Source organism: Pseudomonas sp. fls2-241-TYG-175 (assembly GCF_030209155.1).
GTDB classification, from domain to species: domain Bacteria; phylum Pseudomonadota; class Gammaproteobacteria; order Pseudomonadales; family Pseudomonadaceae; genus Aquipseudomonas; species Aquipseudomonas viridiflava.
In genome coordinates this window covers 108,183-133,553 of record NZ_JARVSO010000017.1, presented here as the reverse complement: position 1 = coordinate 133,553, position 25,371 = coordinate 108,183, and the positions used below count along the sequence as shown (strand labels likewise).

Below are 25,371 nucleotides of genomic sequence, written 5' to 3'. Positions count from 1 at the left end.
CCTCCTTGGGCAGACGGGCTCAAACAAACGGCGTTGCTGGCGCAACAGGCCACTCGAACGACACGGGAAAGCCAGGCAGCGCATCGAGTTGGGCGAGCTGCACGCGGTAAAGCCAGTACGCATCACGCTCGGCCTGTAGCGCAGGCAGGGATTTGAGTTGAGCCTCGATGGCGCTTTGCAACGTGCTCAGCGTGTTGTTCAACGCCTCGATTTTCGCAGTAGCCATGGCCGCATAGCGGTCACGCTGAACTCGACCGTCTACGGTGACGACAGGCTCAGGCGGTTCAAGCGGCTCAAGAACCGGGCCAAACTCGCTGAAGATTGCACGATCAAACAGCTTTCTGGCTTGCGGCCTCGGGTCGTTGAAGGAGACGGTGACCGCCTCTTCATCACGGGTATCTTTGGTGTTCTCGAAAACCACCAAAAGAACAATGGCGTTATGGGACTGATCGGCCCAGCGAGGGTTGCGAATGCTCGACATCACCCAGGGCAGCTCATCATCGCTCACACCTGTCGGCGGCGTTGGCACTTCAGGCGGTTTTACGTACACGAACGGCGACGCAGGCGGAACCGGCCATACGAAAGACATCGGGAACCCCGGGATGTCTTCGAGGTGGGCGAGGTCTGCCCGGTAAGCCATGTAGGCATCAAGCTCGGCCTGCAGCGCAGGCAGGGATTCAATCTGAGCCTGGGTGGCCGTTCCCGATGCGACAGCGTTCTGCAGGACAGACAGATCGTTGGTCAGTGCATCGATTTTGCGGCTCGCGTCGGCCGAGTAGTTGCCACGCTTCATCATGACGGCGATCCGCACCATCTGCTCGGTGGGCTCGGCAATGACTCCAAACTCACCCGCGACGGCGCGATTGAACAGCGCGACAACTTGCGGATCCTGGTCATTCGCAGAGATGGATATCCCCTCCTCACGACCGGAATCCTTGTTTTCTTCAAAAATCACCCACAGGTTCAGGGTGCTGTGGGCTTGATCCGCCCAGCCAGGGTTGCGGGCGCTGAGTACTGTTTTCATGTGAATACCTTTAATGATGCATCGAGAAAGTGTGGATTTGTAGGTGGATGGCGCCTGCGACCATCAAAGAACGTCGTTTGGGTAACGCTGATCAGAGTGCTCTGACCAGCGCTTGAGTACCGCAAAAGCCGCTTGTGCAATGCGGCATCAGCAGTAGCCACATGGACAGGCCATGCCGATAGTGAAAGCAGAAACAAGAACGCCGGCTCAAGGGCCGGCGTCAGGGCGAACTTCAGGCATGTGTTGAGTTGATCGACCTCCGTGCCCCCGTCAGGTTCTGGACAATTCATGTTCGTTCACGCCCTGCCAAGTCCCGGTTACTTGGTTGGCGGCACATACACAAAAGGTTGCGCAGGTGCTACTGGCCACTCGAACTTGGTCGGGTAACCTGCCAGCGTATCGATCTGGGAAAGCCGTACCCGATAAACACGGAACGCATAGAGTTCAGCATTGACTGCCGGTACGGAGTTTATTTGCTGTTGGGTTGCGAGATTCATCGAAATGGCGTCTTGCAACATATCCAGCCTGGCCACCAACTCGTTGATGCGGGCAGTGGCTGTCGCGGACAAAGCATCCCGCTGGTTTGTTACCTGCGCCAGAATCGTTTGCTCGGTAGGCTCAAGAACCGGGCCGAACTCGCCGGCAACAGCACGGTTGAACAGATCGACACCGTGAGGCTCAGGATCTTTGGGAGACGCTCCGAAAGGGACCTCGCCGTAGGTGTCTTTGAACTCTTCGAACAACACCCACATTTCAATGGAGGTGTGTGCAAGATCGGCCCAGCGTGGATCACGAGCACTGATGACTGTAAACATATAAATACCTTTTGATTTTAGATTGAGAGAATGTGCGTTTATGACGGAATGACACTTGCTGGCGTCAACAGGCCTCCTGTTTGGTTTGAGTGACAGGGCGCGCTCATCAGCGTTTTTTTGATCAGCGCTTGAAAGGCAGCGGTAACTGCCTGAATGAATGCAGTTCGTTCGATAGTGCTGTCGCAGGATCACAGAGAGGGAGAGAGCAGAAACAAAAACGCCCCTTCATTGAGGGACGTTTAAGCGAGCTCCTTTGCAAGCCAATCGGGCGCTTTAGGCCGATGATCTATTAACGGAAAGTCTTCGGACTCCGGCCATTTACGAAGCTCGCGGCGGTAAGCCTGAAGCTGGATATAGTGCACGGACGTCAAAGTTGTCACCGACTCACCTTCCAACTCATCGCGATGACGACTGACCAAGCCGTCCGTAGCCGCCAATTGGCCATCTCGCCAGAACCGCTCGTTGCTGATCAAAACGTTTTCAGGCAACGGTAGTGGATTGGCTAAAACAGGAAGCCCGTTTTCATCAGCAATGATTCGCAACCCGGAAGCGGGCCCCGCAAGCAGGGCGGCATGACGCTCACTCGTGATTTCGAGTGCATCCTCGGGTATATAATTATTTTCAGAAGAGTCGTAAAACCCACCTGTTGTGGCTGAATAAAAAATCATGTTCAGAGCCTCAATAGCCGATACCAATAATCGTGGTTCCTGCAACGGAACCGATCTTCAAAGACTGGCCGTTATTAACGAGCTTTGCCCCCTGCCGGTTTCTGTCAATAATCGACAGCGTCATATAACCGTACTCGGAAATAGTAAAATCAGGAGCAAACGCAATGGAGACGGCCGCATTATCAAATGAGATGGGCCAATTGAACGGGATCACACTTCCTTGTCCGAGCGGGATAGAAACGTTCATCCATTGCATGAGTGTTCCGTTGGGCAGCCTCTGACGCCCTGAATAGCCGGAAACACCCGCAAGAGCGGTGCAATACTTCAGTGCGATGCTGCCCCCCAGCAAGCGCCATTCACCAGCCACCCGAGATAAAAGCGCCGAATCACCCGCGCCCAATACAATCGGAATTGTCGCGCCAGACTGATTCGTCAGGCTGTCGTTTCCAGAAGCCATCAAAGTAACGGCGCCAGCGCCTGCACTGACAACCATGATGGTCCCACTCGTGGGTACTCTCGCCGCCGCTGGCATCGTCACGGTTATCGGTGTTGAAGACGCTGCGCTGATCACTCCTCCGACGCTATCCACACCGAGCACAGTGCTTGTAGCTATAGAGTTGAAACCTGACCATTCGAAGCCCGGATTACCCCCCTCCTCAACCTGCCCATACCGATTGACCTTCACCCGGCTATAACTACCCGCCGCCACGCCACTTCGCCCCAGCGCTCGCTCGAAGACCAAGCCTGTGGTGCCCAGAACCGGCGCCGTCGTGTTGGTCAACTGCCAGACCGTACCGCCGTTTTTAGTCCCTGCCTGCACCGGCACAAGGTGACCGGGGGTGCACTCGGTGCTTTCGTTGGCATCCTGCGCACGGGTCCAGGCGTCTGCTGCTGCCAAATAGATCCAGTTCTGCGCCGGGTTGTCCTGGTTCTTGACCAGTACCCGGTCGCCTGCCACCAACGTGACGTCGTCGATGGTCTGCAAGCCGCTCAAGCCGATCGCCATGGTCGTGGCGCAGCGCACGGACTTTTTGTAGTCCGAGGCGGCGAGGCCTAGGATGGCCCTGTGCAGTTGCGTGACATCCGCTTCGCTGGGCACCAGACCGGCCCCCAGAATCACGTTCAAAATCTCCTGCGTCACCGAGTTGCCCCACTGCGCCGGAATCAGCGAGCCGGGGGTGCCGGTCGCCGGGTTTTCATCTACAAACTTGCCGCTGACCAGGCCTACGCCTGGCACACTCTTGGGATAATCCATAGGTTGTTCCTCAGTTGAAATTAACGAATTCGATGCCATGCGCCGGTGCTGCTCGACGAATCAGGCATTCGATTGCGGTTCCGGGATTGACCCCGAAACGCTCTCCCCAGTAACTGGCGCCAAAGCGCCGACCCAGCCGCTGGCGCCCGCCGGTGTTCAGGGTCCACATGAATTGCGCGTTCCAGGTGCCGAAATGCGCCTGCCCAAAACGAGAACGCCCCATACGGGGCGTTCTGAATTCGGTGACGGAGGCATCGGGATAGCCCTGGCTGACGGCAATGCCGACGTAGAACGCCGCGTTCTGCCCTCCTACGGCTACCAGCCGCTGACGTACCGATAGGCGTCGGTCTTCGAACAGTGGCTTGAGGCCAAGGCAGGGGTCGGGCAGGTTCATGACCCGCTCCCAATCCGGAACCAGTTCACTGACGGTGGCCGGGTCCATCTCGTTGAGCAGGTCGAAGGCGCGGCCGTCGATGCGAGCGAATTCATGGGACAAACCGGCGATCAGTTGCTGCACCTCGGGCACGCGCTCCGGGTCCCAGGCAGGACCGGGTGGCAACAAGGCTTGCAGCTGTTCGGTGTAATGCTCGGCGGTTCTTATGACGACCATAGAATCCCCCCGAAGGTGAGCAACTGATTGGCGGCTGCCGTGACATTGGCCGTCGGTGAGATCAACACGTGGTCGGTTTCTCCGGTCGCCCGGCTGATGGCCTCGGCAATGTGCGTCAGCAACAGGGTTTCACCCAAGCCCGCCTCGCGGTTATGCAGGTCCGCCAGTTGCGCCTGCACAGCGGCGCGCACCGCGGTGGTGTCCGGCGTCAGGCTGATGGTGTAGGTCACCGGTTTCTGCACCGGCGCCAGCACGTACAGCTCGGCCGTGACCGGGCGTAGCGGCTCGATGTAAGCCGCCACCTGGGCCAGTTGTTCGGCATCGGGCGTCGGCGTCGCGTCATCGTCGCGCATGAAAAACACGGCGACGGTGCCCGGCCCCATATAACGACGTACACACCAGGCTCGTGTTACGCCCGGCACGTCCAGCGCCCAGGTGACGTAGTCGTCCTGATTGCCGCCGTGCGGGATGACCCTGTAGGACCGCACGACACGAGCTCGCAGCGACTCGGTGCTTTCCCGGGCGATGCCACCGGTCAGGCCGTCGGCGATCACGGTAAAGCTGCTGTCGATGCCTTCAACAGGCTGCACGACGGTCATGACCTGCCCGGCATCCGCATTACCCAAGGCTCCCGCGTCCACCGCCTCGACAGTGGTCGTGTTGTTGCCTGCCACTGTGGTAACGCCCTGGGTTATGCGATAGAAACGCCCATCGCTGAACTGCAGGATCGTGTCGACATCCAGCACAGCGCCCGCGGCCGCCACAAAACGCACGGCGCCGGTGGCAGGCTGCGCGGGTTTGCGCGGTTGCCTGAGACGCAGGATGGCCTGGCGCTCAAGGGTTTCTTCATCGGCGGTGTCCGGCAGAATCTGATCTGCGATCCAGTCCTGATAGCCATACAGCCCATAGGCCGCGCCACTGTGGGCGCGGGACAGCACGCGGGCATCAGACTGACGAAGCGCGTCGCCCGCCAGATCAACCTGTGTGCGGTTGACGAGTGCGGGTAACGTGGGGGTTTCAAACGGCATAAATCACCTGCCACTGTTCTGAAGGGTTGAAGCGCACGACCTGACCGTCCGGGACGACCAGCTCGACGCCCAGGTTCAAGCGATTGCTCTGAACCTGTTCGGTGAAGATATTGATGCGTTGGACGTGACCGTCGTCGATCAGCCAGCTCAACGCTTCGCGGGCATAGAACTCGGCGTCGCGCTGCGTCTGAGCGGTGAGCTTGACCCTGCGCAGCAGCCAGAGCCTGGAACCAATCCGGTCATTGGCAACGGCCGGGTAGGTGTCGCCCCACCAGCCGAAGCGCTCTGCATCGTCGAACGGATCGTCCGCTTCGGCGCGGCGCCAGGTGAACAGACTGATGATCACCGAGCGCAGCAACGAAGCCTGCAAGGAGCCTTCGATAATCATCAGCCACCTCCAACGGGCGGCCCGCTCTGGTCGGGACCGGAGCGCACGCTGCCGTGCAGATGAGTGATCTGGCTGATGCCGCCGGCAATCTGGTCGCCCTGGGAAACGATCTTTCCGGTCTGGGTGATCTGCGGCGTATCGAAGTTCACCGCCGTCGCCGCCTTGATGTTCAAGGTGTTGGTTTCGATGTCGATGACCTTGCCGCGCTTGAAGTGAACCTTGTCACCTTCATCGGTGTAGATCGCCACTTCGCCCGACTCCAGTCCCTGAAGGCGATAACGGCGGTCGGCGACGACCAGCAGCAGCCCATGGGAGCGGTCGCCGCCGATGAAGGCAGCGATGCCTTCGGCGCCGGCCAGCGGGTTGCTGGTGAAACCGTAGGGTTCGAAATGCTCCATATCGCCCCTGACCTCCCCTGCCGTCAGACGCATTTGCAGCGCCTGCATTTTGCTGCTGGCCCTTGCGAGCACGACCGTGCCGCGCACCAGCATGCGGTTGAATAGACTCATGCAAGTGTTCCTTCGTCATTGGGTTGCGCGTAGCTGTAGGCGTCCTTGTTGACCGGCACCTTGCTGCGCTTTTCAGGATCACCGGGCTCGGCTTCAAAACCCTCTATCGGCCCCACCACCAGCGTGGTGGTGGTGCCCTTGTCGCTGAGCGAATAGGTAATGGCTGAAATCAGCATTTCCTGATCCAGATCGAGGATCGAATCAACGACCCGGACCAGGGTGTTATGGCGCCATAGCGCGCCGTTGGCCTGCCGCCAGCCCTGCACCTTGTAGGTCGTGAGCCGCGTCTTGCCTTGGCGATGACCGCGCTCCCATTTGGCACGGCTCAACGCCAGTGCCGGTGTGATTGGCGACTCCTCATGGATGACCAGCACACGCGCAGGCGTAACGCTGCTGTCAGTGACCGAGGCCGATACCTCGGACGCCGCCTTGCCGAATGTCTTGTCATTGCCCGCCTGCTGGCCAATGACCTGGTACTCGGAAAAGAGTCCGGAAAAATCCAGCGGCGCAACGGCTGACAGTACGTTCCTGCCCAGTTCCAGCGCGTCCACTGCATTGCCCATGCTGCCGGGCCTGGCGAGCACGACATTGCCGTATTCGTCATCGGTGGAAAATATCCGGAACACGGTCAGCAGGCGGTCGATGGACTTGAACACGGTCTCACCGGGCTCGATGGTGTGCTTCGATTTCCTCGAGGTTTCCGGTATCTCGCTGAGCACCTTCACGTTGTAGGACGCGGCCAGCTCCCTGACGATGGTCAGCGCCGACACATCGTTCCACTCGCCAGGTTTGTTGATCGCAGAACAATCAATGAGGTCGGCCGTCAGGGAGCGCCCGGAGATCTTCAAGGTGATCTGCTTGTCGTCATAGCTCACAGGTGTGGCGAACACCCGGCCTGTCAGGATCAGCTCGCCGCCGATACTGACCGCACACCGGGCACCTGCCCTAACAGGCCTGACCATGTCCGTTCCAGGCCATTGCCAGGTCAGGCTGATGTCGAAGCTGCGCGCCTGACGCTCGATGCCTGCGGAGATTTCCACGGTTTTCCAGCCAGCGTAATCCTTGTCATCCACCGTCAAGGTGACAACATTGGGGTCGATCATGGGTTACTCCTGAGCGATCTTGAGCGTGCCGGGCGGCACGAAGCCTGGATGCGGAATACGGTTGCGCTGAACCACTTCGCGCGAGCGGCTTGCGTCGCCGAAACGACGGTACGCCAGCACCAGTGCCGGTAAAGGTTCGGAGACCTTCATGTCCTGCAGGCGTACACCGGAAGCAGCCACTGCGTTGAGGTGACTGATCAGTGCATGACGCAGCGTATTGAGCGCCAGGTAATGCTCCGGATCGGCTTTCAATGAGGCGTCCCAGATCGCCGCGCTGAGCGTGTCGCGCAGTTCGATCACATCGTCGGCCACTGGTACATCGGCACGTTGCAGCGGTTGAACCCGTTGCTGATCCAGCGAAGGAACGACCAGAATCGGTGTCGTGCTGACCGCCACCGGCATGCTGGCCACGACCCGCGCCACCTTGACGAGCAGCGCATCCTGCACCAGATCCGCCGTGGCTTGAGCGGTCACACCGGTATCGAGACCTCCGCCCTGATTGACCTGATTGATGCTGGAGACCGCCTGCGCCTGTTGAGTCGCGTCGGAGATGATCGAGCGATACGGCACCGGCTCGACACCCGAAGCATTTCGGGAGACCGAGGCGCTGGACGCAACGTTGCCGACGCTGCCCGTGCCATTGGAACCGCTGGAACCGCTGGAACCGCTGGAACCACTGGAGCCGCCGCTACCCGAGCTACCGGAACCACTGCCGGAACTGCCCCCCGTATTGCCGCTGCCAGAACTGCCTGAACCACTGCCTGTGCTGCCACCGCCAGCGCTTCCGCTGCCAGATCCAGTACCGCCTGCGCCGACGTTGCTACTGCCGCGCTCTCTGCTGCTCCGGCGGCTGTCACCCTGGAAGCTGGCAAAGAACGTGGAAAACATCGTACTCACGGTGTAAGGCGCGTTGACCAGCGAATGCACCAGTGCGGTGGCATCCGAATAGACCGTCATGAACGAGGAGAACTGCCGCTGAATCGTGGCGAATACGCCAGACAAGGTACTGCGTAGCGCCTGAATGTTGATGCGCACCGCGTCCACCGTCACCATGACCGCCCGGTAGCGCCTGAGCGCAGAACCCAGCAATCCCTCGGACGCCTGCATGAGCTGGCGTCCCGTGTTGAGCGTCGACGTCGGAAACTTCAGCGGCTGATCCGGGTAGAACTTCAGGTTCAGACGCACGATTCCGCCTTCGGCCAGGCTGTGCGTCATGTCGCAATCGCCAACCTGCACCTGCATCCGTCCCAGCCAGGGATGCACCAACTCACCGGCGCCCGATGCTTCCAGCGCCTGAAGCAGCTTGTCCCTTTGCTCAAAACAGTCCGGCCCGACAATGAACGCCGTTACCGTATGGACTTGCGATTGCTTGCCCAGCGACTCGAAGTAAGGTTCGTCGCGCTGCGGAAACTCATGCAGTTGTCCTTTGCGTCCTATCGGAACGGCCGTACTGCTGATGAAAAAGCCGACACCCCGAAAGGACGCGGGCAACAGGCTGTCACGCCAAGTACTCATGATGCGGCTCCTGCGCCGAGGGTTCGATAACCCACGCTTGGCGATATAGTCAAACCGGGTTGATTGGTCTGCATCTGTTCGGTGCGCATGCCAGGGGGCGCGTTTTCAAAGCGAATATTGAGCTCGCCTTCGAGCCGTGAACCCACGCCTGCGCCCTGTTGCAGCAACAGGCTGCCAGGAGCTGGCAGGTTAGGCGCACTCAGCAACTGGCTGGTTGCCGGTATGCCCATTGCCTGATTGATCTGCTGCTGTTTCAACTGGCTGACCTGCACAGCGTCGGCGGTCAGAAACGCCCCTTTGCCACCACCGGGACCGGCGTTATCCACACGCCGTTCTTCAGCGAACTCGTTGAGCTTTTGAGTGGCTTTTTGCAGCAGAGACTTGTCCTCGGAGCCCATACCGAACCAGCTCAGGATCGGGTCAATGAACGGCTTGATGTCCGTGAACAGACCCGAAAAGAAGGTTTTGATCGGCGCCCACTTCTCGTTGATCGAATCCATCGGCGACCAGTTGAACAGCCCCGTCAGCGCGTCCATGAGCGGCGCGGTCTCGGCCTTGATGCCTTCCCAGATACCCGTGAAGAAACCGCTCACGGGTTGCCAGGCAGCCGAAATCAGTTCCATAGGCGACACGTCGAACAACGAGGCCAACGCATCGGTGACAGGTGCCGCCTCAGCCTTGATGGTTTCCCAGAGACCAGAGAAGAAGCTACTAACGGGTTGCCAGGCAGACGAAATCGTGTCCATCGGCGACCAGTCAAACATCGATTGAAAATAACCAATCACCGGCGAAGCCAAGGCCTGGATAACGCCCCAAAGCGCGCTGAAAAACTCGGACAACGGTTGCCAGTTCGAGATGATCATGCCGATCGGCGTCCAGCCGAACAGCGTTTTCATCGCGTCGAAGACCGGCGCGGCCAGAACATTGATGTCGTCCCATAAGCCGACAAAAAATGTGGACAGCGATTGCCAGCTTGAGACGATCGTGTCGATCGGCTTCCAGCTGAACAACGTTTTCATTGCGTCGAACACCGGCGCAGCCAGCACCTTGATGCCGTCCCACAAGCCAACAAAAAATGCGGACAACGGCTGCCAATTCGAAATGATGAGGCCAATGGCACTCCAGCTGAAAACCCTCTTGAACACATCCCACAGCGCCATGACGGGTTCCCGGATCGCCGCCCATACCGCCTGGAAATACGGGGCGACGGTCGACCAGTTGGCGATCAGCAGACCGGCGGCCAGCGCCAGCGCCCGCACGACAATGCCCACCGGAGACATACCGAGGACCGAGCTCAGCAATTTGCTGGCAGTGGTCGCCGCGATGACGGCCACCTGCAGCACGCCAAAGGCAATCGCAGCGCCCACCACACCCTTGATGACGCCCGGGTGTTCGGCGGCCAGTGCTGCGACCTGAGAAATCATCGGCCCGATCACGGCCATTGTTTCGTTCATCGCAGGCAGAAACATGCTGCCGATGTTGATGCTCAGGCGATCAACCCGATTCTCCATCTCTTTGAGAGCGACCGCAGTCGTCTCCGAGTTGGCCTGGAACTCCTGCTCTATGGTCCCTGCCGACTGCACCCCTTCCCCGACTTTCGCCAGGTTGGAGCGCAGCACATCCAGGTTCTTCAGCAGCGGCGTGATAGCGCCCAGCGACTCTTCGCCAAACAGTTGCGTGATGACCGCTGACTGTGTGCCCGGATCGACCGTCGAGATGGCCTTCAGGACCTTCTCGATGGTCCCGGACGGGTCCTGCTGCATGCCTTGGGTCAACTGGTTGATGTCCAGCTGCAGGGCCTCGAAAGCCCCGGCCTTGGCTGCGCCGCCCTCGGTAATCGACTGCATGAAACTCTTGATGCCCTTGGCGGCCACATCGGTCGGAACATCCACCCCGGCCAGCGTAGCGCCCATGGCGGCAATCTCGCCCGACGCCCGACCCGCCACAGGCCCGAGCGGGCCCATCGCGGTGACCATGGTCGCAATCTGCTTCTCCAGATTGTTGCCGCCCAGCACGTTGATCTTCTCGGACAGCGCCGCGACCTGTGGCTGAGTCATCTCGAAAGAAGAGCGCCACTTGCCCATCATCTCGCCAGACTGAGCGGCGGTCTGGTCGAACGCGATGCCCATTTTCACGGCATCGGTGGCAAACCCGGTCAGCTCGGCGCGTGGCACATTGGCCTTTGCGCCTTCAGTGACAATCGCCGCAAGACCACTCGCGCTTTCCGGCAGCCGTTCACTCAGATCAAGAATGTCACGGCTCATCGCCTGGAATTGCTGTGGGGTTTCAAACGTCACCGACCGTTTGACACCGGCCATGCTTGTCTCGAAACCCACCGCGGCCTTGACCGCATCGATCAGCGGCTGCGCCAGGGTGCTTTCGCTGATCATGTTTTCAAGCGGGACTTTTCCCAGCCCGGAGTCCTCAAGCCCTTGCTGGAATCCTTTGACGTTCTTGTTGATCGTCTCCAGCGTTGGAGACAGTTGATCGACGCCGGTGATCAGCGTTTTTATAGTGTCTGCCATCACTCCCCCTGCAGGATCTGGTTGATGCGTTGCGCCTGCAAGATCGACTCGGTGATGATGTCCAGCTCCCTGGACATCATCAGTTCGGGGTCGGTCTTCCAGAAGTACGCGAGGTCGTAAACGACGGCTATCAGGCCTTCAAGGTCGCTGATGCCGCTGCCATGAAAAAACTCGCGACCTTCCAGCTCAACGTGTTGATGTCACACAGATCCATCTGGTTGACGGACGACGGCGGAATGCCGGCGCAGACGGCGATGTACTTCGCTGCCACGTCCAGATCGAGGGACACGTCCTCGTTCTTGTCGATCCGGTAAGGCAGGGCCTTGATGGCGCGCGCTTCCTGTGCGGTGGGGCGGCGAAACGTCAGTTGCGAGACGGTTTCACCATGAGCCTCGATCGGGCTCGCCAGTTCGATGATTTCGCTCATTGCCAGCTCCCCTGACTGCCATCGAACCGCAAGTCGATGGTGCCGTCATCGGCCTTGCTGATCGGTTCTTCGACCAGATAGGCGCCGGACAGAACGTAGGTCTTGCCATTGTTGAACTCGCAGGTGATGGTCATATCCACACCGGTGGTGAGCAGTTTGAGCGGCATGTCTGGCGTGTGTACGGCCTTGAATTTCAACCAGGCGGCTTTATCCACTTCCTTGAAGTAGCCCGGCACGACGGTGTCACGCTTCACGTTCATCAACGGGGCTTCACCGCCGCCGCTGATGGTCAATTGGGTGCCATCCACTTTGATGTAGCAGGTACCCGCAACTTTCTGAGCCATGTTCTTTTATCTCCAGAATGAAAAAACCCGCACGAGGCGGGTTTGAAAGTGATGTTGGTGGAAAAATTTACGCCGCTTCGTCGTACTGCAGGCGGAACTGGTTGAGCAGCGCGAACACGCGCAGGCCGTTGATGTAATCCGGCGGGAACATCACGTTCACGCGGCTCGGATCGTTGCCGTCACGTTCAACGATAAGGTGCTGGGCGAACACTTCCGCGTTCTCCACATGACCTTCTTCTTCAAGACGGGCGTACTGCGCGATCAGCTCACCGCGAATGGTGCTCGGCGTGATGATCGGCTGACCGGCGCCGAAGCGCGTGCCATCGCTGGCCAGCTTGTGGCGACCGTACTTGCTGGTGATCACGCCCTGCAGACGGCGAATGATGAACGCCGACTGGTGCATGGTTTCGCTGTCCAGGTACGAGTTGTCGGCCTGGCCGTAAGCGTTCTTTTGATAGGTGGTGATCGAGCGCTGAATGCGCACATAACCGCCTTCGTAGTACGCCGTGGCAATGCCGTAACGCAGCAACGATTCACGCTCGGTCAGCGTGAAACGCTGGCTGGCCGGTGCAGGGTCCAGACCGGGCATGGTGCCGCTCTGGGTCGGACGGCTGGCGTCGGCGGAAATGAACACAGCCGTGCGTGCCGCCAGAGCAGCCGCTTGCAGCCAGACCGGCTGTGGCGCTGCCATCTCGACGGCCTGAATGGTGATGTGCTGATCGTTGCGCAGTTGACCTGCGGCGACCAACGTACCGACCGTGCCACGCTTGGCGCTGTAGACATGACCGTACAGTTGACGCGCCCAGCTCCAGCGACCGGTGCTGTCGTCCATGGCCGCTTTCCAGGCATCCAGCGTGCTGGTGTCGGTCCATGGCAGGCACAGGAACTCGAAAGGCTCATCGCCCAGAGCAGCCAGCGCCTGAACCTGATCGGGGGTGCCGACGCCGCCGGTCATGGCGGTGACTTCAGCGGTGAGGCCTGCCGGAATCGCTTCGCCATTAGTCTTGCCCAGGCGGTTGAATTCCAGGCGGATGTCGTTGCCGCTCACGCCGCTCCATTTGCAGGAGAGGGTCAGCACGCCCGCGTCGACGACCGACCGGACTGGCAGGTCAGGCGTGGCGTTGATCTTCACCGACAGAGCATTGGCAGCCTGAGCCGCCGTTGCACCATTGACCACAGTAGCCTGCACGCGCACGCCACCGACATACAGGTTCAGCAGACCGGTTTCGGTCGCTGCGCCCGCTACGGTAACCGTTGCAACGGCCTTGGCGCCTTCGGTATTGAGCAGCGGCAGGCACCAGACTTCACCGGTCGGGTCGGCCTTGCGCCAGGTTTCGTACATGGCGGCGAGCATGGAGCCCTGACCACCAAGGTTCTTCGCCAGCGCCACGCTTGGCACCAGCACCAGCGAACCGATTTCCGGGCCGGTGACATCGTCGTTGACCTGAGCAACGATCAGACGGCGCATGCCGGCCGACGCGCTGTTGGCGGCCGAGTTGTCCATCTCCGCATAGAACAGCGGCACGCGGACATCGGATGGAATGTTGTTAAAGCTGATAGCCATTGTTTGGCTTCCTCTTGATTAAGCCGTTTCGGCGGATTGAGTGGGGGATTGCTCGGTTTGCAGGGTGATATCGCCGTCGTTGTGACGGCGTTGCCACCAGGCGTTGAACGTCACGACGCGTCCTTCGGCAGGCAACAGATCGCCTGCTTCAGGGTCGGGCACGGTGCGGCCTTCGGCCGGTAGAACGGTGATGCGTTGGGTCATGGTTTTACATCTCCTGAGAATTTCACTTCGATACGCCCGTCCGGGCCTGGGTATTTCAGGTTGGGGTCTGCCGGGTCGATGCTGTCCATCTCGAACGTGGCACCGGTAAAGCCCGGCAACCCGTCCAGATACGCCTCGTGCCAGGTTTCGGCGGGCTGGCTTTCAAGGTTGCGACCCAACTGAAACTGCGAGGCGAAGCCGAAGCGATAGGTCACGCGGTCACCGCTGATCTGCACCAGCGCGCCACCCTGGTATTGCATCGGGTCGTACTCGCGCTCCGGGCTCCAGCCCACCAGCGCACGCCATAGCTCGGCGCGAATGGCATGCAGTTGTTCACTGGCTTCCTGTCCGCGCTTGTCGCCGCCATCAAGCACCACCACCACGTCCAGCCGGTCGGTGATGGTCTGGCGAACGACGTTCTGCAGATCGTTGGCCGTGGCGAGATCGCCGGTGGCAATCACATAAGCCGAGGGATGCGCGAGTTGATCGCCGAGGGCAACAGCCGCCCAGTCGATCCCTGCACTGATTCGCCCGGCAAAGGTCGGGCAGGTCGCCTGCAGATGGGCAACTATCGGGGTTATCTTCATGAGTGAATCCGCGTGTAAGAAATGTCGATCCAGCACGCCAGCAATGGCTGCCAGTCTGGAAGGTATGGACGGCTGAACGCCTTGAGCTATTGGGTTGCCTTGTCGAGCACCTTGTTGGCCTTGTCGGCAGCACGACTGGCCGTGTGCGCTGCCTCGCTGGCAACCGTGGCGGCGCTTTCGACCTTGCCAGCGGCTTCGGTCGTACTCTCGGCCAGCCGGTCCAGACGAAGATCGCGCCTGCCCAGTGCTGCGTCGTAGGCCTTGCGCACCTCGGCCAGCTGTTGAGTGTGTTCGGTATTCGCCGACCATTGACCGGCCTGAAACCCGAGCATCAGGCAGCCTGCGATCATCAACGCGGCGATCACCCAGACCTCGATCTGGCGCCAGGCGCGACGGGCGATGAAATCAATTACGCATCTGTGCATCGTTGGCACCTCCGAGCTGGGAACGAAGCCGGGCTATCTCGGCGCTTTGGGTGGTCACCTTGTCGGTGAGCTGCACGATGTGGCTGGTCAGCGCTTCGATCTTGCCCTCCATGCGGCCAACGGCTGCGGCGAGTTCGTTGCGCTCCTTGGCGAACTGATCAGCCCGCGCTTCAGCCTCCTTGCGAATCTGTCGCTCGGAGTCGAGCAGTTCATTGAGGCGCCGGACGGTGCCGATGTCGGCGTTATCCATCGCCCGGTCGGCGGCGTCTCTGGAAAGAAACTTGCGCAGCCATAAAAAGCCGCCAAGCAGAATGGTGCCAGTGCCGCCCAGCCAGGTAGCTGTGCCTGGTCCAAGGTCGGTTGGGTCCATCTTTGCTCCACGCATAAAAAAGGCCGCACAGTGGCGGCCGGGGAAATCCATGACGGTAGTCCGCCAGGGCGGGCTTCGGGGCGGATCACGAATGACCCGTTTCAACAGTTGCGCGGCCTGCCTTGAGCAGCAGTTCCGAGGCGCAAATCGCATATCGTGGGACCTTTTTACCCCCCTCCGGAAAGGCTGGGAAGGGGCAATTTCGGGGTGGGTCGAGTTTGACCGGACTTCAACCCGAGTTCGACCGCAGCTGTGCAGTCAACCCGGATGAGCGGTGCGAAACACCGCGTGATCCGACGCGAAATCAGGCTCTGTGTGCGACCTCCTTCCTGTTGCTTCGAGAGGCGCTACGCGCAGAAAGCGCAGCCAGGATGCTCTGATGGAGCTTGTCGACCCAGTTGCGGTAGGTTCGATCGGCGCCTTCATTAATGCCCAGCAAACGCATCTGCTCGCGCACCGGCAACGACTCCACATAACGCAGGGTGGCGAGCTGCGCCAATTCAGGTCCTCGGCTCCTGGCCGGGCTGCGCGCCATCTCGGCAACAGCGGCTTCGACTTCGCTGCTTATATAGTCCATGCCGCTGCCATTGCCGATCAGCGAGCGCGAACCCGGCTTGCTGCGGGGAATGTAAGCGCCCCATTCCATGATCCCGGCCATCGGGCTACTCAATCCGCCGCTCAGCCCGATGCGATTGCGCTGCTCGCCCCAATGCATCATCACCGCTTCTACTTCTTCAATCATTGTGTCGCTCCTGACTTCTGTACAGAGAACGCCTATCGACGTCCTCAGGAAAGGCAGACAATACAATCTGTATTTTTTATACACAACACGCCATTACAATGTGTATATTGAAGAACACCCTACAGCCTGTATGATTCGACGCATGAATAAATGGTATGAAGTCGCGAGACAGGTCATGGATACCCAGCAGATCAGCCAGGAAGAAATGGCTGAACGCATGGGGGTTACGCCCGGCGCGGTCGGGCATTGGCTGAACGGCAAACGCGAGCCCAAGATCGAGGTCATCAATCGATTGCTTGGCGAGCTGGGCCTGCCGATCCTCACTACCTCCATCCCTTGGAACGAGCCCGGACAGCAGAACGTTGCGCCAACGGAGCAGCCTTCGCGTTTCTATCGCTACCCGGTGATCAGCTGGGTCGAAGCCGGTGGCTGGAACGAGGCGGTCGAGCCCTATCCGGTCGGTTACTCGGACACCTTCGAATTGAGCGACTACAAAGCCAAGGGCCGAGCCTTCTGGCTGGTGGTGCGCGGGGATTCGATGACGGCACCCGCAGGCCAGAGCATTCCGGAAGGCATGTTGATTCTGGTGGACACAGGCATCGAGCCAACCCCTGGAAAGCTGGTGATTGCCAAGCTCCCGGAAAGCAACGAGGCGACCTTCAAGAAACTGGTCGAGGACGCCGGGCGCTACTTCCTGAAGCCGCTCAACCCTGCCTATCCCACCATCGCGATCAGCGAAGAATGCAAACTGATTGGTGTTATCCGGCAGATGACCATGCGCCTCTGATCACCGTGATGATCCCCAAGCCTCGCCCAGCGAGGCTTTTTTATGCCCGGCATTCAGGGTCATGACTTCCTGATAGGAAAGGTTTGCCGCTTGCGTGGGAAAATTTACTCAACTACTGTACGCACATACAGTAAAAAGGAGTTCACGCATGTACGACCTGAAACCTGAAGCCTCGCAACACGATGCCTACCTGGCGCTCGCCCAGCGTATCCAGGACCTGATCACCAGCCCCAAGGCGCAGATAGAGCACCAGGTACTGTTAGTCCGGGAGCCTGGTGAATCACCTGTTCACTGGGAGCAGATCGTCGAGCAGATCAGCGAGGCCGAAGGTATCAATGTGACGCGTAACTTCGAAAACGGCTCGGTCAACGTGTCGTGGTACGTCGAATCCGCAGACGCGTACTAATACAAATCGTATTTAAATATACAATCTGTATTGCACCATTCCGCTACATATCGTATTGTTTGTTCGCACCTCGTCATGGAGTACGAACATGCAGACCACACGACTCAAAGCACGCTGCCCGGTGTATCTGCACCCGGCAGCCTGCGACAGACATCTCATCGAGATGATCCAGCGGCAGACCGGGCAGTTCCTGGTCCTGACAAATTCCAGCCACAGGCCCTCGCCTGCCATCAATACGCACCCTGCCCCGTCAGGTGGAGACGCGGCATGACGCTACGCCTTTCATCTGCACCGACACAACCACAAGGAGTCACGGAATGAACGACATACTCGACCAGCTTCGCAAGGAATTCGCCACGCCGTGCCCATCGCTGAGTGCCGTGCGCGAGCGCTACTTCTCCCATCTGTCCAACGACCGCAACCTGCTGCGCAAGATCAACGCCGGGCGTATCGCCCTGAAGGTCAGCCGCACCGGCGGCACGCGCCAGGGCCATCCGTTCGTCTACCTGCACGATCTGGCGAATTACCTCAACGATATCGTCACGGACAGGGCCGCATGATTTACGCCAGTGATAGGCCAACCATTGGGCGGTAACTTTCGATAGCGCTGGCGGTCATGAAGAGGCTTGCTACGTTTCCTAGACAGAATAAAAAACAGGAAAGGATCTTTCTCATGATCACGATATCAAGGCGATGGCCCTTCGCGGCCTGTCTGCTTTCGCTGGCCTGTAGCACGGCCGTTGCCGCGCCTTACTCGACCATGGTTGTGTTCGGTGACAGTCTGGCCGATGCCGGGCAGTTTCCCGACACGGACGGACCTGCCGGTTCGACCCTGCGCTTCACCAACCGGGTCGGGCCGACCTATCAGGACGGCAGCGGCGAGGTTTACAACCTCAACTCGTCCACGCTTATCGGCAGAATGCTCAACGTTCCTGCTGGCGATCTGGCCGCTTCGACCTCCCCCGTCAACGCTGCGCTGGGCCAGCCGGATGGCAACAACTGGGCGGTGGGCGGCTATCGGACCGACCAGGTCCTGGACTCGATCACCACGCAGTCCGACGCGGTGACGCCCATCACCAGCGGATCGCAGACCGTTCTGCGCAGCCGTCCAGGCTATCTGCCCAGCAACGGGTTTCGTGCCGATCCGAACGCGCTCTATTACCTGACCGGAGGCGGCAACGATTTCCTGCAGGGCCGCGTACTGAGTTTCGGCGATGCCGAGGATGCCGCCGACCGTCTCGCCGACAGCGCGCAGGTGCTGCAGCAGGCGGGCGCACGCCACATCATGGTCTGGCTGCTGCCGGACATCGGCCAGACGCCCGCCTTGAGCGGCACAGTGCTGGAATCCTTGACGTCCAGACTCAGCGCCCGATTCAACGAGCAACTGGTCAGCCGCCTTTCACAGATCGATGCGCAGATCATCCCGCTCAACGTGCCGCTGCTGATCAGCGAAACGCTGGCGCAGCCTGCGCGATTTGGCTTCGATCCAAATGAAGACCTTGTCGGCACCTGTTTCAGCGGCGACAGCTGTGACGAAAGCGCCACCTTCGGACGCTCAGGCACAACACCTGATCCGACCAAGCTGTTCTTCAACGACCGCGTTCACCCGACCGAAGCCGGGCAGCGGCTGCTGGCCGACTATGCGTATTCATTGTTGTCGGCGCCCTGGGAAATCACCCTGCTGCCTGAAATGGCCAACAGCACCCTGCGTGCTCATCAGGACGAGCTGCACGCCCAATGGCTCAGCGACTTTGGCAACTGGCAGGCGGTCGGCCAATGGCAAGGCATCCTCTCGGCAGGCGGTCAGAAACTGGACATCGACGCTCAGGACACCGCTGCAGATGCAGACGGCAAGGGCTACAACCTGACGATCGGCACCAGCTACCGTTTCGCCGAAAACTGGCGCACGGGTGTCGTTGCGGGCGCCTATCGACAGAATCTCGAGGCGGGACCGCGAGATTCGGACTACAAACTCAACAGCTACATCGCCACCGCGTTTCTGCAGTATCAGGCCAACCACTGGTGGGGTGATCTGGCGGCCTCAGGCGGCAAGCTGGATTACGAGAACGCCGAGCGCAAGTTCGCATTGGGCGTGAGCCAAGGTCAGGAGAAAGGCGATACCGATGGTGAAATGTGGGCTGTGAGCGCACGTGTCGGCTTCGACATCGCGGGTACAAACAGTCGCTGGCACCTGTCGCCGTTCATCAGCGCGGACTATGCGCACATCGATGTGGACGGCTACTCAGAAGAAGGCGCTCGTTCGACAGCTCTGACCTTCAGCGACCAGACGCGCAAATCCAAACGAGCAGGCGTGGGTTTGCAGGGCAAGTTCCAGGTCACGCCATCGACGCAGGTCTGGGGAGAAGTGGCGCGTGAACGGGAGTTTGAAACCGATCAGCAGGACGTGACCCTGTCGCTCAACAGCGTGCCGTCCATCGACTTCACGCTGGACGGCTACACGCCGCAACGCAACCTTAACCGCGCCACAGTGGGCGTCAGCCAGAAACTCACCCAGGACCTCACGCTGCGCGCCAACTACAACTGGCGCAAGAACGATGACGTGACCCAGCAAGGGGCTAACGTGGCGCTGAGCCTGAACTTCTGAGTGAAGGAATGGGACGCGAAGCGTCCCCGGATGCATGCGGAAGATGATCGTTCCCACGAGCGTAGGAACGATCAGCGTGACCTCAAGCACGCCGATCATGCCCATGCTTGTGCTCAGCGTTATACCCGAGTCTTGCTGCGACCACGGACTGTGGGAGGCTCTCACTCCGCTGCGGTCTGCTCCGCCAGCGCCACTGCGCGGAACATCGCGCGGCGTTTGTTGAGGGTTTCTTCCCACTCCAGCGCAGGCACCGAATCAGCCACAATCCCGCCGCCCGCCTGCACATGCAGCTCGCCGTTCTTGATCACCGCCGTACGAATCGCGATGGCAGTGTCCATGTTGCCGTTCCAGGCAAAGTAGCCCACGGCACCGCCGTAAACGCCACGCTTGACCGGTTCAAGCTCGTCGATGATTTCCATCGCGCGAATCTTTGGTGCGCCGGACAAGGTGCCCGCTGGCAGAATCGCTCGCAGAGCGTCCATCGCCGTCAGGCCTTCCTTCAACTGGCCGGTGACGTTGGAGACGATGTGCATCACGTTGGAATAACGCTCGATGACCATCTTCTCGGTCAGCTTGACTGTGCCGATCTCCGATACCCGACCGGTATCGTTACGACCCAGGTCGATGAGCATCAGATGCTCGGCGATTTCCTTGTCGTCGGACAGCAGGTCTTTTTCCAGCGCCAGATCGGCTTCTTCGTTGGCACCGCGTGGGCGGGTCCCGGCGATCGGGCGCACAGTGATGAGGTTGTCCTCGACCCGCACCAGCACTTCCGGCGAACTGCCGACGACATGGAAATCGCCGAAGTTGAAGAAGTACATGTAAGGCGTCGGGTTGAAGCAGCGCAGCGCCCGGTACAGATCGATGGGCGCGGCCTTGAAGTCGATGGACATGCGTTGCGACGGGACGACCTGCATCACGTCGCCCGCCAGGATGTACTGCTTGATGGTATCGACTGCGGCTTCGTAATCGCCCTGAGTAAAACTGGAGCGGAATACCGGATCGGGCGCAGGAGGACGGTCCAGATCCAGACCACGGCGCGGCGTGATTGGCTGACGCAGTTTGTCCATCAGTTCATCAAGCTGCTTGCGCCCATGCTCATAGGCATCCTGCTGTGCAGGATCGACCAGCACGATGGCGTGCATCTTGCCCGCCAGGTTGTCGAACACCACAACCGCATCGGACACCATCAGCAGGATATCGGGCACGCCCAGTGGATCCGGGTTCGGGCAGTTGGCCAGGCGCTTCTCGACATAACGCACGCAGTCATAACCGAAATAACCGACCAGCCCGCCATTGAAACGCGGCAGACCGGCGATGGTCGGCACGTTGTAGCGCGCCTTGAATACTTCGACGAACGCCAGCGGGTCTTCCGATTCGTGAGTTTCGATCTCGACGCCATCGTGGGTAATGCTGACGCGATGGCCATGCACACGCATCACGGTGCGACATGGCAGACCGATGATCGAATACCGCCCCCACTTCTCGCCGCCCTGCACCGACTCCAGCAAATAGGAGTTCGGCTGGTCGGCCAGTTTCAGGTAGATCGACAGCGGTGTGTCGAAGTCAGCGAGGGTTTCGCGGGCAAGCGGAATGCGGTTGAAGCCATCAGCGGCCAAACGCAGGAATTCTTCACGGTTCATGAGCAACCTCGTGGTTTGAGGATAAAACGGTCAGTAAGGCAAACGCACCGGCAGGCCGGCCAGAAACAAGTCAGGCGCGCCAACGCCAGCGGGCCAGGGCCTTCATGACTTTCATCCAGAGTTTGCGAGTGACCACCACGATGGAATCTCTAAAGGAGGGACGTTCGATGTCGGGCAACAGTATCTCAGCGTCCTGATCCAGGCAACCGGGAATCAGCTTGCGCAGATCATCGATCACCATCGCCGGAGACTCCTCGGCAATCGGGCGACCATGGTTGTAGCCGTAGCTCATCGCAACGCAGGCCACACCGGCAGCCTTGGCAGCCTGCACGTCGGTCCGCGAGTCGCCGACGAACAGGGATTGCGAGGCCGGAACACCGGCCATTTTCATGACGAAAAACAACGCCGCAGGATCGGGCTTCTTTTGCGGCATGGTGTCGCCACCGACGATCCAGCGAAAGAACCGGCCCAGCTTCATTTCATCGAGCAACGGCGCAACAAAGCGCTCCGGCTTGTTGGTGATGAGGGCCATCTGCACGCCCATCTTCTGCAGCCACTTCAGAGTTTCCCGCACGCCCGGATAGACCACAGTGAACTCGTGCTTTTGCGCGTAGGCTTCCATGAAGATGTCCAGCCCGCGCTCGGCCAGCGCGTCATCGACATGGCTGTGGTCGATGTCATTGGCCAGCGCACGACGCACCAGCACCGGCGCACCGTTGCCAACCCAGGCGCGTACCGACTCAAGCCCGGCCGCAGGACGACCCAGCTCAAGCAGCATTTTGTCCACGGCGACGGCAAGGTCCGGCACGGAGTCCACGAGGGTTCCGTCCAGATCGAACATGATCAGCTTGGGCAGTTGACCTGCAAACAGCTGCTCGAAGCCGCTCATGCGTGGGCAGACGCCAGTTCGGCACGCATTTTCTCGATCACTTCGCGGTAATCGGGCGCGTTGAAGATGGCAGAGCCTGCCACGAAGGTATCGGCACCGGCAGCCGCGATTTCGCGGATGTTGTTGACGTTGACGCCGCCGTCGATCTCCAGACGGATATCGCGACCCGACGCATCGATCAGCGCCCGTGCTTCACGCAGCTTGTTCAGCGTGCCGGGAATGAACTTCTGGCCACCGAAACCGGGGTTGACGCTCATGAGCAGGATCATGTCGACCTTGTCCATGACGTACTCCAGCAGGTTCAAGGGCGTCGCAGGATTGAACACCAGACCCGACTTGCAGCCGCCTTCACGGATCAACTGCAACGAGCGGTCGATGTGCTGAGTGGCTTCAGGGTGGAAGGTAATGTACGTGGCACCGGCTTCGACGAAATCGCCGATGATGCGGTCCACCGGGCTGACCATCAGGTGCACATCGATGGGCGCTGTAACGCCGTACTTACGCAGCGCGCTGCACACCATCGGACCAATGGTCAGGTTCGGGACGTAGTGGTTGTCCATGACATCGAAATGCACGAAGTCCGCGCCTGCGGCCAGCACATTGTCGACTTCCTCACCCAGGCGGGCGAAGTCAGCGGAAAGAATCGATGGGGCAATAACGAAGGGCTGCATGACGCACCTGTTTGAGCAGAATCACAGTGGCGCGCATTGTACTCCAACGTTTCTGGATATGTCGCAGGTGCACTCCGGATGTTTTTGTCAGGCATTCAGCGGGTAAATGTCAGAGATCGCTTCATGCCTGATACAACCCGAGCAATTGTCGGAGGCGTCCGATGCGCAACGGCATCAGGCCGCCTGCGTCCTCAATTTCTCGCTCCGCCCACGCAGCCACTCCAGCACCAGCAGCAACACCACCGAAAAACCGATCAGCAGGGTGGCGGCAGCGGCGATGGTCGGGCTGAGGTTTTCGCGGATACCGCTGAACATCTGACGTGGCAATGTCGCTTGCTCGGGACCGGCGAGAAACAGCGTCACCACCACTTCATCGAACGAGGTCGCGAAGGCGAACAGCGCACCGGAAATCACGCCCGGCGCGATCAGCGGCAAGGTCACGCGGCGAAACGCAGTCAACGGCGAGGCACCCAGGCTGGCCGCAGCACGCACCAGATTGTGATTGAAGCCCTGCAACGTCGCCGACACCGTGATGATCACGAAAGGCACACCCAGCACCGCGTGCACCAGAATCAGCGAGGTATAGCTGTTGCCCAACCCGAGCGGTGCGAAAAACAGGTAACTGGCGACCCCGACGATCACCACCGGCACGACCATCGGCGAGATCACCAGCGCCATGACCAGCGCCTTGCCGGGGAAGTTGCCACGCGTCAGGCCAATGGCCGCCAGCGTGCCGAACACCATGGCCAGCACGGTCGCGGCCGGAGCGACGATCATGCTGTTCTTCAGCGCACGCATCCACTCGGCAGAGTTGAAGAAGTCCTGATACCACTGCAGGGAAAAGCCCTGCAGCGGATAGACCAGGAAGCTGCCGGAGTTGAACGACAGCGGAATGATGACCAGCACCGGCAGCACGAGGAACAGCAGCACCAGCGCACAGATGATGCGCAGCGCGAAATACCAGATGCGCTCGATCGGCGATGTGTAGGGGTTCAGCATGGTGACGCTCCTCAGCTCAGACGCAGGCGGCTGGCGCCGACCAGCCAGCTATAAATCAGATACAGCACGATGGTCGCCAACAGCAGCAGACCGCCCAGCGCCGTGGCCATTCCCCAGTTGATGCTGGTGTTGGTGTAGAACGCGACGAAGTAGCTGACCATCTGATCGTTCGGGCTGCCCAACAGAGCCGGGGTGATGTAGTAGCCGATCGACAGAATGAACACCAGCAGGCACCCGGCACCGATCCCGGCGTAGGTTTGCGGGAAGTACACGCGCCAGAAGCTGGTGAACGGATGACAGCCCAGAGAAATCGCGGCGCGCATGTAGGTCGGAGAGATGTTCTTCATCACGCTGTAGATCGGCAGGATCATGAACGGCAGCATGATGTGCACCATCGAGATGTACACACCCACCCGGTTGAAGACCAGTTCCAGCGGCTTGTCGATAATGCCCATCGCCAGCAACGCGCTGTTGATCAGTCCGCTGGACTGGAGCAGCACAATCCAGGCCGCAACCCGCACCAGAATCGAGGTCCAGAACGGCAGCAGCACCAGAATCATCAGCAGGTTGCTTTGCCGTGAAGGCAGGCTGGCGAGCAGGTAGGCCAGTGGATACGCCAGCACCAGACAGATAACGGTAATGACCAGTCCCATCCAGAAAGTGCGGGCGAAGATGTCCAGATAGATCGCTTGATCGGGGGTCGCGGGGGCCACTTCACCGAGGTCGTCGATGCGATGATCCAGCGCGGCCAGTACGTAATACGGGGTGATGCTGCTGGTGTTGCGGCGCACGGCCTGCCAGTAGGCAGGATCGCCCCAACGCTCATCCAGCGCTTCAAGCGCTTCTTTATAAGAGGCAGGCTCAGTCTTGAACGGCAACGCACGAGCCGTCTTGCTCAGCAGGCTGCGATAACCGGCCAGCTCTACGTTCAAGCGTCTGGACAGATCGCCCAGGGTCGAATTCTTGCGGGTTTCAGCCAGGTCCAGGCTCATTGCCTTGTAGACCGACTCGGGCGGCAGCCCTTTTCCATCCCATTTCTGGACTTCGATCACGGTGCTCGGCAAGGCGGCAACGACTTCCGGGTTATCGACGCTTTTGTAGAGCAGCGCGGCGATAGGGACCAGAAACACCAGCAGCAGGAAGATGACCAGCGGAGCGATCAGTGCCTGGGCCTTCCAGCGGTTGACCCGCTCTGCGCGAGCAAGACGTTGCTTCAAGTTGGGGCTGGCGCCTTCAGTCAGGGGCACGGCGATGGCCATAGCGAACTC

Annotated in this window: 27 protein-coding genes and 1 pseudogene; 4 read left to right on the top strand and 24 right to left on the bottom strand. The window is 60.0% G+C overall.

Annotated features, from left to right (window positions below; all coding sequences use genetic code 11):
* Window positions 1-19: 19 nt before the first annotated feature.
* The 19 genes and pseudogenes from QRN20_RS14635 to QRN20_RS14545 all read right to left on the bottom strand — a co-directional run bounded on the left by QRN20_RS14635 (window position 20) and on the right by QRN20_RS14545 (window position 16,103).
* Entirely contained in the window at window positions 20-1,024 is a 1,005-nt protein-coding gene (locus QRN20_RS14635; RefSeq protein WP_122417523.1) for a phage tail protein, read from the bottom strand.
* A gap of 317 nt (window positions 1,025-1,341) precedes the next feature.
* Window positions 1,342-1,839: a tail fiber assembly protein gene (locus tag QRN20_RS14630; RefSeq protein ID WP_069142847.1), complete on the bottom strand. Its 498-nt coding sequence runs from the start codon at window positions 1,837-1,839 to the stop codon at window positions 1,342-1,344.
* Window positions 1,840-2,078: 239 nt separating this feature from the next.
* A complete protein-coding gene (locus tag QRN20_RS14625) occupies window positions 2,079-2,507 on the bottom strand; it encodes a tail fiber assembly protein (protein ID WP_122518076.1) in 429 nt (142 codons plus the stop codon).
* 640 nt (window positions 2,508-3,147) lie between these two features.
* Window positions 3,148-3,762: pseudogene (locus QRN20_RS14620) on the bottom strand (phage tail protein); the annotation flags it as partial.
* A gap of 10 nt (window positions 3,763-3,772) precedes the next feature.
* Window positions 3,773-4,372: a YmfQ family protein gene (locus QRN20_RS14615; protein WP_122409470.1), complete on the bottom strand. Its 600-nt coding sequence runs from the start codon at window positions 4,370-4,372 to the stop codon at window positions 3,773-3,775.
* Window positions 4,360-5,400: a baseplate J/gp47 family protein gene (locus tag QRN20_RS14610; protein ID WP_285360632.1), complete on the bottom strand. Its 1,041-nt coding sequence runs from the start codon at window positions 5,398-5,400 to the stop codon at window positions 4,360-4,362. Before QRN20_RS14610 ends, QRN20_RS14615 begins: the two co-directional genes overlap by 13 nt.
* A complete protein-coding gene (locus QRN20_RS14605; protein WP_004885412.1) occupies window positions 5,390-5,788 on the bottom strand; it encodes a phage GP46 family protein in 399 nt (132 codons plus the stop codon). The genes QRN20_RS14610 and QRN20_RS14605 overlap by 11 nt, the downstream gene beginning before the upstream one ends.
* Window positions 5,788-6,297: a phage baseplate assembly protein V gene (locus QRN20_RS14600; protein WP_004885410.1), complete on the bottom strand. Its 510-nt coding sequence runs from the start codon at window positions 6,295-6,297 to the stop codon at window positions 5,788-5,790. The genes QRN20_RS14605 and QRN20_RS14600 overlap by 1 nt, the downstream gene beginning before the upstream one ends.
* A complete protein-coding gene (locus QRN20_RS14595; protein ID WP_029243351.1) occupies window positions 6,294-7,400 on the bottom strand; it encodes a phage baseplate assembly protein in 1,107 nt (368 codons plus the stop codon). Before QRN20_RS14595 ends, QRN20_RS14600 begins: the two co-directional genes overlap by 4 nt.
* 3 nt (window positions 7,401-7,403) lie before the next feature.
* The gene (locus tag QRN20_RS14590; RefSeq protein ID WP_217386828.1) at window positions 7,404-8,915 is read right to left on the bottom strand and encodes a DNA circularization protein; all 1,512 of its coding nucleotides are present in this window, start codon (window positions 8,913-8,915) and stop codon (window positions 7,404-7,406) included.
* On the bottom strand, window positions 8,912-11,440 hold the full coding sequence (locus QRN20_RS14585; protein ID WP_285360630.1) for a phage tail tape measure protein: 2,529 nt from the start codon (window positions 11,438-11,440) through the stop codon (window positions 8,912-8,914). Before QRN20_RS14585 ends, QRN20_RS14590 begins: the two co-directional genes overlap by 4 nt.
* A gap of 130 nt (window positions 11,441-11,570) precedes the next feature.
* On the bottom strand, window positions 11,571-11,867 hold the full coding sequence (locus QRN20_RS14580) for a phage tail assembly protein (protein ID WP_004885402.1): 297 nt from the start codon (window positions 11,865-11,867) through the stop codon (window positions 11,571-11,573).
* Window positions 11,864-12,211, bottom strand: coding sequence for a phage tail tube protein (locus QRN20_RS14575; RefSeq protein ID WP_043305456.1), 348 nt, complete (start codon window positions 12,209-12,211; stop codon window positions 11,864-11,866). The genes QRN20_RS14580 and QRN20_RS14575 overlap by 4 nt, the downstream gene beginning before the upstream one ends.
* Before the next feature lie 67 nt (window positions 12,212-12,278).
* Window positions 12,279-13,775 (bottom strand): phage tail sheath subtilisin-like domain-containing protein, encoded by a 1,497-nt coding sequence (locus tag QRN20_RS14570; protein WP_088234465.1) that lies wholly within the window; start codon window positions 13,773-13,775, stop codon window positions 12,279-12,281.
* Between the two features lie 18 nt (window positions 13,776-13,793).
* Window positions 13,794-13,979, bottom strand: a complete 186-nt coding sequence (locus tag QRN20_RS14565; protein ID WP_004885397.1) for a DUF2635 domain-containing protein — start codon at window positions 13,977-13,979, stop codon at window positions 13,794-13,796.
* Window positions 13,976-14,566 (bottom strand): phage tail terminator protein, encoded by a 591-nt coding sequence (locus QRN20_RS14560; RefSeq protein ID WP_058431030.1) that lies wholly within the window; start codon window positions 14,564-14,566, stop codon window positions 13,976-13,978. The genes QRN20_RS14565 and QRN20_RS14560 overlap by 4 nt, the downstream gene beginning before the upstream one ends.
* Before the next feature lie 86 nt (window positions 14,567-14,652).
* Window positions 14,653-14,991: a hypothetical protein gene (locus QRN20_RS14555; protein WP_025995968.1), complete on the bottom strand. Its 339-nt coding sequence runs from the start codon at window positions 14,989-14,991 to the stop codon at window positions 14,653-14,655.
* The gene (locus QRN20_RS14550; RefSeq protein ID WP_004885392.1) at window positions 14,972-15,361 is read right to left on the bottom strand and encodes a DUF3450 domain-containing protein; all 390 of its coding nucleotides are present in this window, start codon (window positions 15,359-15,361) and stop codon (window positions 14,972-14,974) included. Before QRN20_RS14550 ends, QRN20_RS14555 begins: the two co-directional genes overlap by 20 nt.
* Before the next feature lie 304 nt (window positions 15,362-15,665).
* A complete protein-coding gene (locus QRN20_RS14545; protein WP_122413326.1) occupies window positions 15,666-16,103 on the bottom strand; it encodes a hypothetical protein in 438 nt (145 codons plus the stop codon).
* Window positions 16,104-16,278: 175 nt separating this feature from the next.
* Between QRN20_RS14545 and QRN20_RS14540 the strand changes: the two genes are divergently transcribed.
* From QRN20_RS14540 to estP, 4 genes are all read left to right on the top strand, one after another.
* Window positions 16,279-16,890, top strand: coding sequence for a LexA family protein (locus QRN20_RS14540; protein ID WP_025995966.1), 612 nt, complete (start codon window positions 16,279-16,281; stop codon window positions 16,888-16,890).
* 148 nt (window positions 16,891-17,038) lie between these two features.
* Window positions 17,039-17,296, top strand: coding sequence for a DUF1654 domain-containing protein (locus tag QRN20_RS14535; protein WP_122411056.1), 258 nt, complete (start codon window positions 17,039-17,041; stop codon window positions 17,294-17,296).
* A gap of 317 nt (window positions 17,297-17,613) precedes the next feature.
* Window positions 17,614-17,856 (top strand): pyocin activator PrtN family protein, encoded by a 243-nt coding sequence (locus QRN20_RS14530; RefSeq protein WP_004885381.1) that lies wholly within the window; start codon window positions 17,614-17,616, stop codon window positions 17,854-17,856.
* Between the two features lie 113 nt (window positions 17,857-17,969).
* Window positions 17,970-19,901, top strand: coding sequence for an esterase EstP (gene estP / locus QRN20_RS14525; RefSeq protein WP_285360627.1), 1,932 nt, complete (start codon window positions 17,970-17,972; stop codon window positions 19,899-19,901).
* 161 nt (window positions 19,902-20,062) lie between these two features.
* Here estP and trpE read toward each other — a convergent pair whose 3' ends face one another.
* The 5 genes from trpE to QRN20_RS14500 all read right to left on the bottom strand — a co-directional run bounded on the left by trpE (window position 20,063) and on the right by QRN20_RS14500 (window position 25,362).
* Window positions 20,063-21,544: an anthranilate synthase component I gene (gene trpE / locus QRN20_RS14520; RefSeq protein WP_029243360.1), complete on the bottom strand. Its 1,482-nt coding sequence runs from the start codon at window positions 21,542-21,544 to the stop codon at window positions 20,063-20,065.
* Window positions 21,545-21,614: 70 nt separating this feature from the next.
* On the bottom strand, window positions 21,615-22,433 hold the full coding sequence (locus QRN20_RS14515) for a phosphoglycolate phosphatase (RefSeq protein ID WP_025995962.1): 819 nt from the start codon (window positions 22,431-22,433) through the stop codon (window positions 21,615-21,617).
* Complete coding sequence (rpe, locus tag QRN20_RS14510; protein WP_029243361.1) at window positions 22,430-23,104, bottom strand: ribulose-phosphate 3-epimerase; 675 nt, start codon at window positions 23,102-23,104, stop codon at window positions 22,430-22,432. The genes QRN20_RS14515 and rpe overlap by 4 nt, the downstream gene beginning before the upstream one ends.
* A 174-nt stretch (window positions 23,105-23,278) precedes the next feature.
* Entirely contained in the window at window positions 23,279-24,103 is an 825-nt protein-coding gene (locus QRN20_RS14505) for an ABC transporter permease (protein WP_004885370.1), read from the bottom strand.
* Window positions 24,104-24,114: 11 nt separating this feature from the next.
* On the bottom strand, window positions 24,115-25,362 hold the full coding sequence (locus QRN20_RS14500) for an ABC transporter permease (RefSeq protein WP_004885368.1): 1,248 nt from the start codon (window positions 25,360-25,362) through the stop codon (window positions 24,115-24,117).
* Window positions 25,363-25,371: the final 9 nt, after the last annotated feature.

What these genes read in the sequence shown, in the direction of transcription:
- QRN20_RS14635 (WP_122417523.1), bottom strand. Translation starts at nt 1,024, where the DNA reads ATGAAAACAGTACTCAGCGCCCGCAACCCTGGCTGGGCGGATCAAGCC.
- QRN20_RS14630 (WP_069142847.1), bottom strand. Translation starts at nt 1,839, where the DNA reads ATGTTTACAGTCATCAGTGCTCGTGATCCACGCTGGGCCGATCTTGCA.
- QRN20_RS14625 (WP_122518076.1), bottom strand. Translation starts at nt 2,507, where the DNA reads ATGATTTTTTATTCAGCCACAACAGGTGGGTTTTACGACTCTTCTGAA.
- QRN20_RS14615 (WP_122409470.1), bottom strand. Translation starts at nt 4,372, where the DNA reads ATGGTCGTCATAAGAACCGCCGAGCATTACACCGAACAGCTGCAAGCC.
- QRN20_RS14610 (WP_285360632.1), bottom strand. Translation starts at nt 5,400, where the DNA reads ATGCCGTTTGAAACCCCCACGTTACCCGCACTCGTCAACCGCACACAG.
- QRN20_RS14605 (WP_004885412.1), bottom strand. Translation starts at nt 5,788, where the DNA reads ATGATTATCGAAGGCTCCTTGCAGGCTTCGTTGCTGCGCTCGGTGATC.
- QRN20_RS14600 (WP_004885410.1), bottom strand. Translation starts at nt 6,297, where the DNA reads ATGAGTCTATTCAACCGCATGCTGGTGCGCGGCACGGTCGTGCTCGCA.
- QRN20_RS14595 (WP_029243351.1), bottom strand. Translation starts at nt 7,400, where the DNA reads ATGATCGACCCCAATGTTGTCACCTTGACGGTGGATGACAAGGATTAC.
- QRN20_RS14590 (WP_217386828.1), bottom strand. Translation starts at nt 8,915, where the DNA reads ATGAGTACTTGGCGTGACAGCCTGTTGCCCGCGTCCTTTCGGGGTGTC.
- QRN20_RS14585 (WP_285360630.1), bottom strand. Translation starts at nt 11,440, where the DNA reads ATGGCAGACACTATAAAAACGCTGATCACCGGCGTCGATCAACTGTCT.
- QRN20_RS14580 (WP_004885402.1), bottom strand. Translation starts at nt 11,867, where the DNA reads ATGAGCGAAATCATCGAACTGGCGAGCCCGATCGAGGCTCATGGTGAA.
- QRN20_RS14575 (WP_043305456.1), bottom strand. Translation starts at nt 12,211, where the DNA reads ATGGCTCAGAAAGTTGCGGGTACCTGCTACATCAAAGTGGATGGCACC.
- QRN20_RS14570 (WP_088234465.1), bottom strand. Translation starts at nt 13,775, where the DNA reads ATGGCTATCAGCTTTAACAACATTCCATCCGATGTCCGCGTGCCGCTG.
- QRN20_RS14565 (WP_004885397.1), bottom strand. Translation starts at nt 13,979, where the DNA reads ATGACCCAACGCATCACCGTTCTACCGGCCGAAGGCCGCACCGTGCCC.
- QRN20_RS14560 (WP_058431030.1), bottom strand. Translation starts at nt 14,566, where the DNA reads ATGAAGATAACCCCGATAGTTGCCCATCTGCAGGCGACCTGCCCGACC.
- QRN20_RS14555 (WP_025995968.1), bottom strand. Translation starts at nt 14,991, where the DNA reads ATGCACAGATGCGTAATTGATTTCATCGCCCGTCGCGCCTGGCGCCAG.
- QRN20_RS14550 (WP_004885392.1), bottom strand. Translation starts at nt 15,361, where the DNA reads ATGGACCCAACCGACCTTGGACCAGGCACAGCTACCTGGCTGGGCGGC.
- QRN20_RS14545 (WP_122413326.1), bottom strand. Translation starts at nt 16,103, where the DNA reads ATGATTGAAGAAGTAGAAGCGGTGATGATGCATTGGGGCGAGCAGCGC.
- QRN20_RS14540 (WP_025995966.1), top strand. Translation starts at nt 16,279, where the DNA reads ATGGATACCCAGCAGATCAGCCAGGAAGAAATGGCTGAACGCATGGGG.
- QRN20_RS14535 (WP_122411056.1), top strand. Translation starts at nt 17,039, where the DNA reads ATGTACGACCTGAAACCTGAAGCCTCGCAACACGATGCCTACCTGGCG.
- QRN20_RS14530 (WP_004885381.1), top strand. Translation starts at nt 17,614, where the DNA reads ATGAACGACATACTCGACCAGCTTCGCAAGGAATTCGCCACGCCGTGC.
- estP (WP_285360627.1), top strand. Translation starts at nt 17,970, where the DNA reads ATGATCACGATATCAAGGCGATGGCCCTTCGCGGCCTGTCTGCTTTCG.
- trpE (WP_029243360.1), bottom strand. Translation starts at nt 21,544, where the DNA reads ATGAACCGTGAAGAATTCCTGCGTTTGGCCGCTGATGGCTTCAACCGC.
- QRN20_RS14515 (WP_025995962.1), bottom strand. Translation starts at nt 22,433, where the DNA reads ATGAGCGGCTTCGAGCAGCTGTTTGCAGGTCAACTGCCCAAGCTGATC.
- rpe (WP_029243361.1), bottom strand. Translation starts at nt 23,104, where the DNA reads ATGCAGCCCTTCGTTATTGCCCCATCGATTCTTTCCGCTGACTTCGCC.
- QRN20_RS14505 (WP_004885370.1), bottom strand. Translation starts at nt 24,103, where the DNA reads ATGCTGAACCCCTACACATCGCCGATCGAGCGCATCTGGTATTTCGCG.
- QRN20_RS14500 (WP_004885368.1), bottom strand. Translation starts at nt 25,362, where the DNA reads ATGGCCATCGCCGTGCCCCTGACTGAAGGCGCCAGCCCCAACTTGAAG.